Consider the following 13,844-nt stretch of genomic DNA (forward strand, 5'->3'; position numbering starts at 1 on the left):
TCGAGGAAGATAGCGCCCTCTCAACCCACACACATCCACACGCCTTCATGAACAATTCCGTCGTACGCATGTCCAATCTCTTCCTGCAGCTGGGCCTGGATGCCAGTGACCAGGCCATTGCCGATTTCATCCGCGCGCACCAGCTGGCCGCCGATGTGGATGTGGTGGATGCGCCCTACTGGAGCGATGCGCAGCGCCAGTTCCTGGCCGAGCAGCTCAAGGCCGATGCGTCGTGGTCCATCGTCGTGGACCAGCTCAGCGAGTCGCTGCACGAAGACGCGGTCAGGCAGCGCGCTGCCCGATAGCACGGGCAGTCAGGCCGCCAGCGGCTCGGGCACCGTGATGTCCACGCTGTGGCGGCCGTCCACGCTGGTGGCCACGGTGCCGGTCACGGTGACGCGGCGCACCACGCGGTGGGCATCGCCGTAGTCGTTGATGGCGTAGTGCTGCGTGGCGCGGTTGTCCCAGATGGCCACGTCGCCCTGCGCCCACTGCCAGCGCACGGTGTTCTCCAGCCGGATGATGCGTTCGTTGAACAGCTGCAGCAGCGCCGTCGATTCATTGGCGCGCAGGCCCTTGATGCGCTTGGCGAAGTGGCCCAGCAGCAGCGCCTTCTCTCCGGTCTCGGGGTGCACATGCACCAGCGGCTGCTCCGACTCGATGGTCTTGCGCGTGAACACCTTGCGGTAGCTGGCGCGGCCTGCGGTCTCGGTCTGGCTGGCCGCGTTCTGGCGGAAGTTCTCGGCGTAGTCGTAGTCGTTGCCATGCACGGCCCACAGCTGCTCGGCCAGTTGCCTGAGCGGCTCGGGCAGGCCCTCATAGGCGGCCACGGTATTGGCCCAGACGGTGTCGCCGCCATGGCCGGGCAGCGTGACGGCGCGCAGCACGCAGACCTTGGGAAAGGCCGCCTTGAAGGTGACGTCGGTATGCCAGGAATCGGCGCGGCCGCCATGCTGGGAATTGAGCTCCAGAAAGGCCGTGCCGTCCGGGGCAGGCACGGTGGGGTGCGATTCGATCTCGCCGAACAGCCGCCCGAAGGCCTGGTGCGATGCATCCGTCAGATGGTGCTGGCCCCGGAAGAACAGCACGCGGTGGCGCAGCAGGGCCGCATGGATCTGCGTGAACTGTTCGGCCGCCAGCTCGCCCGACAGCCTGGCGCCGTGGACCACGGCGCCTATGCGGCCGGACAGGGGCTGGATCTGCAGCGGCTGTTGCCGGTCCTGCTCCAGGTCTTGGGCCACGGTGCTCAGGTGGCTGGCTTCGGTGACAGCGTTCACGGCGTCTCTCCTCAGTGCTTGCATGGGTGGAAGCCCCCATGCTAGGAACCGCCCTGCCACGCCACAACGAAGCTTTTGGCGCATGGTTATGCGCAAGACAAGTGCATGCCAACCAGGGCCGTGCGCGTCACAAAACTGCAACAAGGAAGACGTAACATTCCTTAACAATTTTGCGATGTGCCTTCCATGGATGAGTCCCGCGCCTACCTGAGCGATTCCAGGCCACGTTTCCGCCCACCCAGCGCAGCGGACCTGTGTACCCCCGTTCCCTGCATGACCGCCGACGAGACCAACGAGAAGGTGCTCGAGGTCTTCACGCGCCACCGGGACCTGATCAGCCTGCCCGTGGTGGAGGGCAACCGCCCCATCGGCCTGATCAACCGCAGCATCTTCCTGTCCCAGTTCAGCAAGCCGTTTCGCATGGAGCTGTACGGCAAGAAGAGCTGCATCGCCTTCATGGACAAGGAGCCGCTGGTGGTCGATGCCTCCACCGACATAGACACCCTGACCGTGAAGACCGTGGAGTACGGCGAAAAGGCGCTGACCGATGGTTTCATCATCACGCGCGAGGGCCTGTTCGCGGGCGTGGGCAACGGTCTGCAGCTGATGCGCGCGGTGGCGGACATGCAGGTGGCGCGCAACCGCCAGATCATGCACAGCATCGAATACGCCAGCGTGATCCAGCAGTCGCTGCTGCGCAGCTCGCGCGACTCCCTGGCCCGCGCCTGCCCCGGCGCCGACCTGGTCTGGGAGCCGCGCGATGTGGTCGGCGGCGACTTCTACCAGTTCAGCCAGGACGGTGATGGCTGGTTTGCCACCGTGGCCGATTGCACGGGCCACGGCGTGCCCGGCGCCTTCATGACGCTGATCGCCACCAGCAGCCTGAGCCAGGCCATCAAGGAACACGGCCCGCGCGACCCGGCCGCGCTGCTGGGCCATGTGAACCGCAGCGTCAAGCAGATGCTGGGCCAGCTCGATGGCAAGGATGGCACGCCCGGCTCCGACGACGGGCTGGACGCGGCCTGCTTCTGGTTCGAGCCCGCGCACCGGCGCCTGCGCTTTGCGGGCGCGCGCCTTGCGCTGTTCGTGCTGCGCCCCGGCGCCGAGGCGGTGGAGGTGCTCGATGGCCAGCGCAAGGGCGTGGGCTATGTGGACAGCGAGTTCGACTTCGCCTGGAACAACATCGACCTGGAGCTGCCCGCCGCCACCCTGGTCTTCATCACCACCGACGGCCTGATCGACCAGGTCGGCGGCCCGCGCGGCATCACCTTCGGCAAGAAGCGCGTGCGCGAGCTGCTGCTGGAGCAGGCAGGCCGCACGCCCGCCGAGATCAACCGCGCCCTGCTGGCCGCCCTGCAGGCCTGGCAGGGCGAGCACCACCGCCGCGACGACCTGACCTTTTTCTGCTTCAGAACCTGAATGCCTCCCATGCCCTCCGCACAGATCGCCGACAAGTACGGCAGTTTCTTCCACCTGGCGCGCCAGCACCAGGTGATCTTCTACTACGTGGGCTACTTCTCGCAGAACATCGTCGCGGCCATGGCCGAGGCCGTGCGGCTGCAGCTGGAAGTGGCCGGCGTGCCGGGCCCCACGCGGCGCAAGCTGTTCTCGTCCTTTGTCGAGATGGCGCAGAACATCATCCATTACTCGGCCGATGCCCTGACTCCGCCCCACCAGGACGATGGCGAGCTGCGCCACGGCGCGGTCTGCATCCGCCGCGAGGACGACGGCAGCTTCGTGCTGCTGTGCGCCAACCCCATCGAGCCGGGCATGGGCGAGGCACTGCGCGCCAAGCTCGACGCCCTGCGCAGCATGACGCTGGACGAGATCAAGAAGGCCTGCCGCCAGTCGCTGCGCGATGACGCGCCCGAAGGCAGCAAGGGCGCGGGCATGGGTTTCCTGACCCTGGCCCGCGATGCGCGCGAGCCGCTGCAGTTCGACTTCGATCCCGCCCAGACCGTGGACGGCCGGCCCGTCTTCTACCTGAAAGCCACGCTCTGAGCCGTCGCTCCGGCACCAGGCCTGGACAGGCCCGGCCCGCAGGCACGGACAACGCACCGAGATCACGCATGGACAACCTCTACATCGCACCGACTCCCAGTTCCCCGGAAGTGGACTTCCAGTTCGACACGCACACGCTGCACCTGCGTGGCGAGTCCTATCCCGAGAACGCCGCCGCCTTCTACGGCGGCATCCTGGCCCGCCTCAAGGACTACCTGGCCCAGCCGCAGCCGGCGCAGCAGCAGGCGCGTATCGAGGTGCACATCGCGCTGGCCTACTTCAACAGCTCCAGCACCAAGATGCTGTTCAACCTGATCGAGGCACTGAGCGGCGCCGCCGAGGCCGGCCGCCCCGTGGCCCTGCACTGGTACCACGACGAGGAAGACGACACCATCTGCGAGTTTGGCGAGGAGCTGCGCGACGACTTTCCCGCCATCGCCTTCAGCGGCCACCCCGTGAAGGCGGCGTGATGGACACCGTGGCCGCTCCCGCGGACCTCTTCGATGCCGAGCACCAGGCCCTTTTGGCGGCCCGCGCCGCCCACGACCGAGGCGAAGAAGCCGGCGCCCAGGCCTGCCACCAGGCCCTGGGCGTGCTGCTGACCGCCTATGAGCGCCTGCTGCGCGAAACGCGCCGGCTGGTGCGCCGCAGCGACCGGGCCGAGCTGGAGATGACCCAGCTCAACCAGCGCCTGCAGGAGCTGGCCGGCGAGCTGGAATACCGCGCCACGCACGACCCGCTGACCGGCGTGCTCAACCGCGCGGCCATCATCGAGCGCGTGAACCGCCACTTCACCCAGCAGGGGCTGGCCCTGATCGTGCTGGACATAGACCACTTCAAGCGCGTGAACGACAGCTTCGGCCACCCCGTGGGCGACAGCGTGATCCTGGGCGTGGTGCGCTGCCTCAAGGCCGCCGTGCCGGCCACGGCCCACATCGGCCGCGTGGGCGGCGAGGAATTCACCGTGCTGCTGCCCCAGCACGACAGCGACGGCGCCGTGCGCGTGGCCGAGCAGGTGCGCGCTGCCATCGAGGCCCATCCCTTCGGCCTGCCCGACGCCAGCTGCATCACGGCCAGCTTCGGCGTGAGCTGGCGCCCGAGCGGCGGCCGCTTCGACGACGCCTACAGCCTGGCCGACGAGGCGCTGTACGCCGCCAAGCGCAGCGGGCGCAACCAGGTCGTGCGCGCGGCAGACCATGCCACGGCCTGAGCGGCGCGGACAGGGCTGAGGCATGAGTTTCGTGATGCGCGCACGGGCGCCCAGGGCGCCCGCCCCTGCTTCCGCCCTCCTGCAGCCGGCTCTGCAGCCGCCCCCGCCATCGCCCGTGCCCGGGCCTGAATGGCGGGTGCTGATCGTGGACAGCGACCCCGACGTACACGCCGCCTTCCGCCTGGCGCTGGAAGGCCACACCCTGTTCGGCCGGCCGCTGGTGTTCCTCTACGCCCGCTCCGGCACACAGGCGCGCAATCTGCTGCGCAGCGAGCAGGACCTGGCCGTGGTGGTGCTCGACGCCGTGACCGATGGCACGGGCGCCGGGCTGGACCTGGTGGACTTCATCCGCTACACGGCCGGCCTGCGCAACAGCCGCATCGTGCTGCGCACCGGCCGCCCGGGCCAGGCGCCCGATCTGGAAACCCTGCTGCGCTACGACATCAACGACTGCCGCACCAAGACCGAACTCACGCCCGACCGGCTGCTGGCCATCGTGGTGACCGCCGTGCGCTCCTACGAGCAGCTGTGCGCCATCGAGGCCAACCGCCGCAGCCTGGAGCTGATGGTGCGCTCCAGCGCCTCGCTGCTGGAGGAAACCAATCTGCACGCCTTCGCGCGGGGCGTGATCACCCAGTTGGCCACCTTGCTGGGCGTGGCCAGCGAAGGCCTGGTCTGCTCGGAGGGCACGCACCCGGCCGAGCCCTACCGCGTGCTCGCGGCCACGGGGCCATTCGCCCGGCTCATCGACCAGCCCATCGCCACCGTGCTGGCCTCGCGCGGGCTACGCCTGCTGCGCCAGGCGCTGCAGACCCGCCGCAACATCTACGGCGTGCAGCGCGGCGTGGCGCTGTACATCGGCCGGGGCGACGAGCAGGACATGGCCGTCTTCATCGACGCGCCGGCCTCGCACAGCGCACTGGACCGCCAGCTGCTCGAAGTCTTCTGCGCCAACCTGCGCACGCTGCTGCACAACCGCGGCCTGCTGGAGCGCCTGCACCAGTCCGCCTACTTCGACCCCCTGGTCTGCCTGCCCAACCGCGCCCACTTCGTGGAAAAAGTGGACGAATGCGTGTGGCGCGGCACGCGGGACCATGTGCTGGCCCTGGTGGACATCGACGACTTCAGCGCCACCAACGACGTGATGGGCCACCGCTTCGGCGACCGCCTGCTCGAAGCCATGGCCCGCCGCCTGGCCAGCGCGCTGCCCGCAGGCGTGCTGCTGGCGCGCGTGGGATCGGACACCTTCGGCATCCTGGGCCCCACCGACGAGGTGGCCCTGGCCCAGTTGCTGGACTGCGCCCGCCAGCCGCTGGCCGTGGACGGCGTGCCGCACAAGGTCTCGCTGACCTGCGGCTACGTGTACCTGCCCCATGAACGCCAGGCCGGCACTGACCTGGTCAAGGACGCCACCATCGCCCTCAAGCGCGCCAAGCGCGATCACCGCGGCCAGCTGCTGGAGTACTCCGAGCAGATGGGCATGGAGGCGCGCGACCGCGCCCTGCTGCTGTCCGATCTGCGCGCCGCCATCGACGGCGCCCAGCTTTTCCTGGTCTACCAGCCCCAGGTGGACCTGGAAACCCATGCCCTGGTCGGCCTGGAGGCCCTGCTGCGCTGGCGCCGGCAGGACGGCAGCTTCGTGCCGCCCGACCGCTTCATTCCGGTGGCCGAGCATTCGGGCCTCATCGTGCCGCTGGGCCAATGGGTGCTGGCCACGGCCTGCCGCACCATGCGCGAACTGCTGGACGCCGGCCGCGCCCCCCGGCGCATGGCCGTCAATGTCTCCACCGTGCAGCTGCAGGACCCGGGCTTTCTGCAGACCGTGAGCAACGCCCTGGCAGAGCACGGCCTGCAGGGCGCGCAACTGGAGCTGGAGATCACCGAGTCGGTGGCCGTGCTGCCCACCCAGCTGCTGCAGGCCACGCTCAGCGCCCTGCGCACGCTGGGCGTGACCATTGCCATCGACGACTTCGGCACCGGCTACTCCTCGCTGAGCTACCTGGAGCGCCTGCCGCTGGACCGCATCAAGATCGACCGCAGCTTCGTGCGCCAGCTTGGCGAATCACAGGAGGCGCGCATCGCCGAAATGATCGCCCAGCTGGGCCGCAAGCTCGGCCTGCAGGTCCTGGCCGAAGGCATAGAGGACGCCAGCGCCTGGCAGGCCCTGCGCGCCATGGGATGCCAGGAGGGACAGGGCTATCACGTTGCCCGGCCCATGGACAAGGCGCAGTTGCTGGGCTGGCTGCACCGGCGCACTGGCGCACCGGAGTGAATGGCGCGCCGGAGTGAAGACGCCCTGTCGCCCGTTCACGGCAGATGGGGCGCGATCACCTCGGCCAGCAGGCCGAAGCTGTGGCGGATCTCCTGCTCCGTCACGGCTCCGTAGCCCAGCACCAGGCCCCGGGCCGGATCGGGCCTGAGCGAGTACAGGGACAGCGGCCGCGTGAGAACGCCCAGCTTGCGTGCCTGCCGCGCAATGGCGTCATCGTCCGAGCCGGGCGGCAGGCCCAGCACCAGGTGCAGCCCCGCGTCTCCGCCCTGCACGGTTACCGCCGTGCCCAGGCGCTGGCCTATCTCGTCGATGAGCACGCGCCGGCGCTCTCCGTAGACCTGGCGCATGCGGCGGATGTGGTTGACGTAGTGGCCCTGCCGCATGAACTGCGCCAGCACGATCTGCTGCATGATCTGCCCCTCCCGGAACAGCTCGCTCAGCGCGCGCGCAAAGCTGTCGGCCAGGTCGCTGGGCAGCACGAGGTAGGCCAGACGCAGCGAGGGGAACATGGTCTTGGAGAAGGTGCCCAGGTAGATCACGCGGCCGTGCTCGTCCAGGCCCTGCAGCGCCGGCAGCGGGCGCGAGGTGAAGCGGAACTCGCTGTCGTAGTCGTCCTCGACGATCCAGACCCGCTGGGCCACCGCGTAGTCCAGCAGCTGGCGCCTTCGGCCATGGCCCATGAGCACGCCGCTGGGGTACTGGTGCGAGGGCGAGATGAACATCAGCCGCGGCGGTGTCTTCAGTTGCTGCGGCGTGGGCGCCAGGCCCTCGCCGTCCAGCGCGATGGGCTGCAGTTGCAGGCCGGCCATGCGGAACACGCTGCGTGCGCCCCAGTAGCCGGGGTCCTCCAGCCAGACGGTGTCGCCAGGATCGGCCAGCAGCTGGGAAATCAGGTGCAGCGCCTGCTGGGCGCCGCTGGTCACCAGGATCTGGTCCGCGCTGCAGGCCACGCCGCGCGTGCCCTGCAAGTGCTCGGCAATGGCTTCGCGCAGCGCGGGATGGCCCGCACCCGTGGCATAGCTCAGTTGCAGCGGGTTGTGATCGCGCCAGGCCTGGGCGTGCAGGCGGCTCCATAGCGCGGCCGGAAACTGGCGCAGCTCGGGCACGCCCGGCGCGAAGGCGCCCCACTGCAGGTGGCTGGCCCGCGCCCCGCCCACGATGGCGCTGCCGCGCCGCGACAGCGGCGTGCCACGGCGGCGCGGCAACGGCGGCTGGCTCACGAAGGCCGGCGCCACCTCGGCCACATAGGTGCCCCGCCCCACGCCGGCCTGCACCAGGCCCTCCAGCGCCAGTTGCTCATAGACCTGGACGATGGTGTTGCGCGCAATGCCCAGCGTCTGCGCCAGCTCGCGGCTGGTGGGCAGCCGCGAGCCCGCCGGCAGGGCCTTGCGCAGGATGCCTTCCTTGACGATGCGGTAGAGCTGGCGGTGGTTGTACTCGGCATCGCTACGTTGGAAATGCCGATTGACAAAGTCCGGCAGCGTGGCGCTTCCAACGCGGGAAATTGGTTCTCTCTTGTTCACGGTATTTGGTTCTTTTGTTGGGATCAATGTGAACATAGACTCGCCCCCATGTATAGCTATCGAAGGCGTGAAAGCCGAATATTTTTTCAATGATCCGCCTCCAGACACTTCAAAGACCTGTGCGTACCGCCTGGTTCCCTCCGCCCCTCAGTCAGCCTATGTCCTTGAAGTTGAAAGCTTTTCGTTGCGGCACCCTGCCGGCCCGGCAAGCCGCCTGCCAGGAGGTGCAGCCATGAGCACAGCCACCACCTTCGGCATTGCCGGCGTCCAGATGGAGGTTTGCGCCTTCGACAGCAACCTGGAGCGCATGGCCGGCTACCTGCGCCACATCCGCTCGCGTTTTCCCTGGGTCCGCATGGTGCTGTTCTCCGAGCTGGCGGCGCTAGGCCCCAAGCACGACAGGGCCGAGCCGCTGCCCGGCCCCACCGAGGACCGGCTGTGCGGGCTGGCCCGGGAAACCGGCCTGTGGCTGATTCCCGGCTCGCTGTTCGAGAGCGTGGCCGGCCCCGATGGCACGGTGGTCTACAACACCACGCCCGTCATCAACCCGCAGGGCGAGGTCGTCACGCGTTTTCGCAAGCTCTTCCCCTTCAGGCCCTATGAGCGCGATGTGGCCGGCGGCACCGGCTTTTGCGTGTTCGACGTGCCTGGAGCGGGCCGTTTCGGCGTGTCCATCTGCTACGACATGTGGTTTCCGGAAACCACGCGCACGCTGGTGGCCATGGGCGCCGAGGTGATCCTGCACCCCACCATGACGGACACCATCGACCGCGATGTGGAGCTGTGCATCGCACGCGCCTCGGCCGTCACCAACCAGGTCTATTTCTTCGATGTGAACGGCGTGGGCGACGGCGGCGTGGGCCGCTCCATCATCGTGGACCCCTCGGGCTACGTGCTCCACCAGGCCGACAGCGGCGCCCAGATCATGCCCATCGAGGTCGACTTCGCCCGGCTGCGGCACGAGCGCGAACACGGCCTGCGCAGCAACCTGGGCCAGCCGCTCAAGAGCTTCCGCGACCGCGACTGCGATTTCACCGTCTACCGCAAGGACGGCACCGACTTCCCCTACCTGCACAGCCTGGGAGCACTGGACAAGCCCCAATGACCTGACACGCCCCTTTTCCCAGCGATCGACATCAAGAGCACCACAAAGCCGCAAGCCACCGGGCGATGCGGCAAAAAACCAGGAGACAACGATGACATCCCGCCCCCCGACCGAAACGCGCGCCCGTGCCTCCCTCAGCCGCCACCGCAGCGTCTGGGAAATGCGTGCCGATGGCTGGATCAGCCTGGTGGACGATCTCAGCCGGCTGGCCATCCTGGCGCCCGAGCACCCCGAGCGTGCCAGCCGCCTGGCCCATGTGCAGACCATCATCGACGCGCTGGCGCCGGTCGAAAGCTACTGGGCCTTTCCCGGGGGCCGGGTCTTCGGTGAGCTGTGCCAGTGGATAGAGCGCGAGGAGCTGGCACGCGCCCACCAGGCGGCGCGGCGCATCCACCGCGTGCTGGCTGCGCGCACCTACCGCCATGACGCCAACACGCTGGACAACGACAACGAGCTGCCCTCGCAGATAGAGACCGACAGCGAGCGCCAGGCACAGCTGACGCGGCCTTACTTCGAGGTGCTGATCGTCGACGAGATGTCGGCCAGCGAGGAAGACGCGCTGCGCCGCCGCGTGCAGCGCAAGCGCAGCGCCGACGACGATTTCGTGTTCGACATCGTGGTGGTGCCCAGCTTCGAGGATGCGCTGATCGCCACCCTGGTCAACTTCAACCTGCAGGCCGTGGTGATACGCCATGGCTTTCCATTCCGCTCGGTCAACAGGAACGGCATGCTGCGCCGCTTCCTGGAAGGCATGGACGACAACAGCGAGGCCATGCCCGAGTTCGAGCGCGGCCCGCTGCTGGGCCGCCAGATCGCGCAGCTGCGCCCCGAGCTGGACCTGTACCTGGTCACCGATGTCAGCGTCGAGGAGATCGCCGCGCGCGTGGGCGAGGTCTTCAAGCGCATCTTCTTCGGCGAGGAAGACCACATCGAGCTGTACAGCGCCATCATGAAAGGCGTGGGCGAGCGCCACAGGACGCCCTTCTTCCACGCGCTGCGCGACTACGCCAAGCAGCCCACGGGCGTGTTCCATGCGCTGCCGCTGGCGCGCGGCAAGTCCATCATGAACAGCAACTGGATCGGCGACCTGGCCCAGTTCTACGGCATGAACCTGTTCATGGCCGAGACCTCGGCCACCTCGGGCGGGCTGGACTCGCTGCTGGATCCCGTGGGCCCGCTCAAGCTGGCCCAGGAGTACGCGGCCCGCGCCTTCGGCGCCAGGCGCACCTACTTCGCCACCAACGGCACCTCCACCTGCAACAAGATCGTGGTGCAGGCCCTGGTGCGGCCCGACGACATCGTGCTGGTGGACCGCAACTGCCACAAGTCCCACCACTACGGCCTGGTGCTGGCCGGCGCCCAGGTGGCCTACCTGGACTCCTATCCGCTGGACCAGTACTCCATGTACGGCGCCGTGCCGCTGCGCCACATCAAGGAGACCCTGCTGGGCTTTCGGCGCGCGGGCACGCTGGAGCGCGTGCGCATGGTGCTGCTGACCAACTGCACCTTCGACGGCATCGTCTACGACGTGGAGCGCGTGATGACGGAATGCCTGGCCATCAAGCCCGACCTGGTCTTCCTCTGGGACGAGGCCTGGTTCGCCTTCGCGCGCTGCCATCCCATCTACCGCCCGCGCACGGCCATGGCCAGCGCCGCCAGGCTGTGCGAGACCTTCAAGGACCCGGCCTACGCCAGGCGCCACGCCGAGTTCGCCGCCAGCATCGACTGGGAGGACGACCAGCAATTGCTGGAGACCCGGCTGATCCCCGACCCCGCCAAGGCCCGCATCCGGGTCTACGCCACGCATTCCACGCACAAGACGCTGACGGCGCTGCGCCAGGGCTCGATGATCCATATCTGGGACCAGGACTTCAAGGACAAGGCCGAGGAGTCCTTCCACGAGGCGTACATGACGCACACCTCGACCTCGCCCAACTACCAGATCCTCGCCTCGCTGGACGTGGGCCGCCGCCAGGTGGAGCTGGAGGGCTACGAGCTGATCCAGCGCCAGCTGGAGCTGGCCATGAGCCTGCGCGAGCAGGTGCTGCACCACCCCCTGCTCAGGCGCTACTTCCGCTTCCTGCGCATTGGCGACCTGGTGCCGCTGGCCTACCGCGAGTCGGGCGTGGACAACTACTACAACGACGAGACGGGCTGGGACAACCTGGAGGTGGCATGGCGCAGCGACGAGTTCGTGCTCGACCCCAGCCGCGCCACCCTGGTCATCGGCACCACGGGCATGGACGGCGACACCTTCAAGAACAAGGAGTTGATGGACAGGTACGGCATCCAGATCAACAAGACCTCGCGCAACACCGTGCTGTTCATGACCAACATCGGCAGCACGCGCTCGGCCATCGCCTACCTGATCGAGGTGCTGATCAAGATTGCCCGCGACGTGGACGCCCGCGTGGCCGACCTGAGCGCCATCGAGCGGCGCATCCATGAAAGGCGCGTGCGCTCGCTCACGCTGGAGCAGCCGCCGCTGCCCAATTTCTCCAGCTTCCACTTCGCCTTCCGGGGCCGCAGCGTCGAAGGCCGCGCAGGCACGCGCGACGGCGACATCCGCAGCGCCTTCTTCCTCTCGTACGACGACACCAACTGCGAATACATCGACATGGCCGAGGCCGCGCGCGCCATTGCCGAGGGGCGCGAGCTGGTGTCCGCGCTCTTCGTGATTCCTTACCCGCCGGGCTTTCCCATCCTCGTGCCCGGGCAGGTGATCAGCGCCGAGATCCTGCAGTTCATGGCCGCGCTCGATGTGCGCGAGATCCACGGCTTCCGGCCCGAGCTGGGCTTTCGCATCTTCAGCCGGGCCGCGCTGGACCGCGCCGCCCAGGCCACGGCCGCGCGCGCCGCGCTGGCGCTGTCGGGCCGCGCGGCGCAGCCGCAGGCGGGCGACGAAGGCCTGGGCCTGGTCCGACCCGAGCCCGAACCTGAACTGATCACGCTTTCCCCCACCCCGAAGAAGACCACGACGAGGAGCAAGAAGTGAACAACAAAGTCAAAAGCGTTGCCGACCTGCTGCTGATGTTCCACCGCAACGAGCGGCCCATCTACTTCATCAGCGCCACCAACTTCAACCTGCTGGGCATGGACCGCTGGGTCAACCGCTTCCGCTACATCAACTACATCGACTGCTTCGACGGCCGCCACCCCAACGCCTTCGTGCCGCAGGAGCTGCCGCACGAGCCCTTCGAGTCCATCGAGGACATCAACAACTACCTGCTGCAGCACAAGGACGTGGTGGACCTGATCGAGCGGCGCGGCGGCAAGCCGGTCGCCACCTTCCTGATGTTCGACGAGAAGACCGAGGCCCTGGCCCGGGAGCTGGGCATGGAGGTCTGGTTTCCGCCAGCCGCGCTGCGCCAGCGCTGCGACAACAAGATGGAGACCGTGCGCATAGGCAACAAGGCCGGCGTGTACTCGGTGCCCAACGCCCTGGAGAAGGTGGACAGCTACGAGCACCTGATGCAGATCGCCGAACGCCACGGCCTGGGCAAGGACCTGGTGGTGCAGTCGGCCTTCGGCGACTCGGGCCACACCACCTTCTTCATCGCCTCGCGCGAGGACTTCGACAAGCACAAGGACGAGATCGTCAACGACCCCGAGGTCAAGATCATGAAGCGCATCAACTGCCGCGGCGCCACGCTGGAGGCCTGCGCCACCCAGTCGGGCACCTTGGTCGGGCCGCTGCTGACCGAGGTGGTGGGCGCGCGCGAACTCACGCCCTACAAGGGCGGCTGGTGCGGCAACGAGGTGTTCCCGGGCGCCTTCTCCGAGGAGGTGCGCGCCAGGGCGCGCGACATGGCCGAGCGCTTCGGCAACCAGTTGCTGGCCGAGGGCTACCGCGGCTACTTCGACCTGGACTTCCTGATCGACACCGACACCGGCGAGGTCTACCTGGGCGAGCTGAACCCGCGCATCTGCGGCGCCAGCCCCATGACCAACCATGCCGCCTTCGCCTACGCCGATGCGCCGCTGTTCCTGTTCCACCTGCTCGAATTCTCGGGCGTGCCGTTCGACCTGAACGTCAAGGAGATCAACGAGCGCTGGGCACAGCCGCATTTCATCGACTCCTGGTCTCAGGTGGTGCTCAAGTTCAACGAGGACCGCATCGACCAGGTCACGCATGCTCCGGCCACCGGCATCTACCGCATGGGCGAGGACGGCAGCGTGGCCTACCAGCGCTTCGACTACAACCGCAAGGCCATAGACACCGAGCGCGAGGCCTTCTTCCTGCGCATCACCGGCCCCGGCGACTACCGCTACGAGGGCGCCGACCTGGGCATCCTGATCACGCGCGGCCGCTCGATGGACGACAACTTCAAGCTCAACATCCGGGCGCGCGACTGGATACGCGGCATCAAGAACTACTACGCGGGCAAGCCCATCCTGGCCACCCAGCCCGGCGCAGCGCCGGCGCCGGGCTCGTTCAAGATCCTCTGAAGGCCTC

General features: G+C 68.0%; 11 protein-coding genes. 9 read left to right on the forward strand and 2 right to left on the reverse strand.

The genetic code is table 11. From position 1 onward, the window contains the following. Positions 1-47: 47 nt before the first annotated feature. A complete protein-coding gene (locus tag IB269_RS18645; RefSeq protein WP_012204886.1) occupies positions 48-305 on the forward strand; it encodes a DUF2789 domain-containing protein in 258 nt (85 codons plus the stop codon). A 9-nt stretch (positions 306-314) separates the two neighbouring features. Here the strand turns inward: IB269_RS18645 and IB269_RS18650 are convergent, their stop codons facing one another. Beyond that, positions 315-1,277: a TauD/TfdA dioxygenase family protein gene (locus IB269_RS18650; RefSeq protein WP_063326491.1), complete on the reverse strand. Its 963-nt coding sequence runs from the start codon at positions 1,275-1,277 to the stop codon at positions 315-317. Between the two features lie 186 nt (positions 1,278-1,463). On the opposite strand from IB269_RS18650, the gene IB269_RS18655 reads away from it, so the two are divergent. The 5 genes from IB269_RS18655 (at position 1,464) to IB269_RS18675 (ending at position 6,760) form a co-directional block, all read left to right on the forward strand. After that, a complete protein-coding gene (locus IB269_RS18655; RefSeq protein WP_192367945.1) occupies positions 1,464-2,696 on the forward strand; it encodes a SpoIIE family protein phosphatase in 1,233 nt (410 codons plus the stop codon). A 9-nt stretch (positions 2,697-2,705) separates the two neighbouring features. Beyond that, on the forward strand, positions 2,706-3,278 hold the full coding sequence (locus IB269_RS18660; protein ID WP_013802972.1) for a SiaB family protein kinase: 573 nt from the start codon (positions 2,706-2,708) through the stop codon (positions 3,276-3,278). A gap of 68 nt (positions 3,279-3,346) precedes the next feature. Then, positions 3,347-3,748: a DUF1987 domain-containing protein gene (locus IB269_RS18665; protein WP_192367946.1), complete on the forward strand. Its 402-nt coding sequence runs from the start codon at positions 3,347-3,349 to the stop codon at positions 3,746-3,748. Next, on the forward strand, positions 3,748-4,488 hold the full coding sequence (locus tag IB269_RS18670; protein ID WP_192367947.1) for a GGDEF domain-containing protein: 741 nt from the start codon (positions 3,748-3,750) through the stop codon (positions 4,486-4,488). The genes IB269_RS18665 and IB269_RS18670 overlap by 1 nt, the downstream gene beginning before the upstream one ends. Positions 4,489-4,510: 22 nt before the next feature. Next, positions 4,511-6,760 carry a putative bifunctional diguanylate cyclase/phosphodiesterase gene (locus IB269_RS18675; protein WP_013802973.1) on the forward strand — a complete coding sequence of 750 codons (2,250 nt, stop codon included), beginning with the start codon at positions 4,511-4,513 and terminating at the stop codon, positions 6,758-6,760. A 35-nt stretch (positions 6,761-6,795) separates the two neighbouring features. Here IB269_RS18675 and IB269_RS18680 read toward each other — a convergent pair whose 3' ends face one another. Beyond that, positions 6,796-8,283: a PLP-dependent aminotransferase family protein gene (locus IB269_RS18680; protein WP_353175103.1), complete on the reverse strand. Its 1,488-nt coding sequence runs from the start codon at positions 8,281-8,283 to the stop codon at positions 6,796-6,798. A 232-nt stretch (positions 8,284-8,515) separates the two neighbouring features. Here IB269_RS18680 and IB269_RS18685 point away from each other — a divergent pair, with 232 nt between their 5' ends. The 3 genes from IB269_RS18685 to IB269_RS18695 all read left to right on the forward strand — a co-directional run bounded on the left by IB269_RS18685 (position 8,516) and on the right by IB269_RS18695 (position 13,837). Next, on the forward strand, positions 8,516-9,388 hold the full coding sequence (locus IB269_RS18685) for a carbon-nitrogen hydrolase family protein (protein ID WP_013802975.1): 873 nt from the start codon (positions 8,516-8,518) through the stop codon (positions 9,386-9,388). A gap of 91 nt (positions 9,389-9,479) precedes the next feature. Next, positions 9,480-12,383: an aminotransferase class I/II-fold pyridoxal phosphate-dependent enzyme gene (locus tag IB269_RS18690; protein WP_192367948.1), complete on the forward strand. Its 2,904-nt coding sequence runs from the start codon at positions 9,480-9,482 to the stop codon at positions 12,381-12,383. Next, entirely contained in the window at positions 12,380-13,837 is a 1,458-nt protein-coding gene (locus IB269_RS18695) for a biotin carboxylase (RefSeq protein WP_013802977.1), read from the forward strand. The genes IB269_RS18690 and IB269_RS18695 overlap by 4 nt, the downstream gene beginning before the upstream one ends. Positions 13,838-13,844: the final 7 nt, after the last annotated feature.

This window comes from Delftia sp. DLF01 (genome assembly GCF_014852125.1).
Lineage (GTDB): Bacteria > Pseudomonadota > Gammaproteobacteria > Burkholderiales > Burkholderiaceae_C > Comamonas > Comamonas acidovorans.

Coding starts and splice junctions, on each gene's coding strand:
- IB269_RS18690 (WP_192367948.1), top strand. CDS start 9,480: ATGACATCCCGCCCCCCGACCGAAACGCGCGCCCGTGCCTCCCTCAGC.
- IB269_RS18670 (WP_192367947.1), top strand. CDS start 3,748: ATGGACACCGTGGCCGCTCCCGCGGACCTCTTCGATGCCGAGCACCAG.
- IB269_RS18645 (WP_012204886.1), top strand. CDS start 48: ATGAACAATTCCGTCGTACGCATGTCCAATCTCTTCCTGCAGCTGGGC.
- IB269_RS18660 (WP_013802972.1), top strand. CDS start 2,706: ATGCCCTCCGCACAGATCGCCGACAAGTACGGCAGTTTCTTCCACCTG.
- IB269_RS18685 (WP_013802975.1), top strand. CDS start 8,516: ATGAGCACAGCCACCACCTTCGGCATTGCCGGCGTCCAGATGGAGGTT.
- IB269_RS18675 (WP_013802973.1), top strand. CDS start 4,511: ATGAGTTTCGTGATGCGCGCACGGGCGCCCAGGGCGCCCGCCCCTGCT.
- IB269_RS18665 (WP_192367946.1), top strand. CDS start 3,347: ATGGACAACCTCTACATCGCACCGACTCCCAGTTCCCCGGAAGTGGAC.
- IB269_RS18655 (WP_192367945.1), top strand. CDS start 1,464: ATGGATGAGTCCCGCGCCTACCTGAGCGATTCCAGGCCACGTTTCCGC.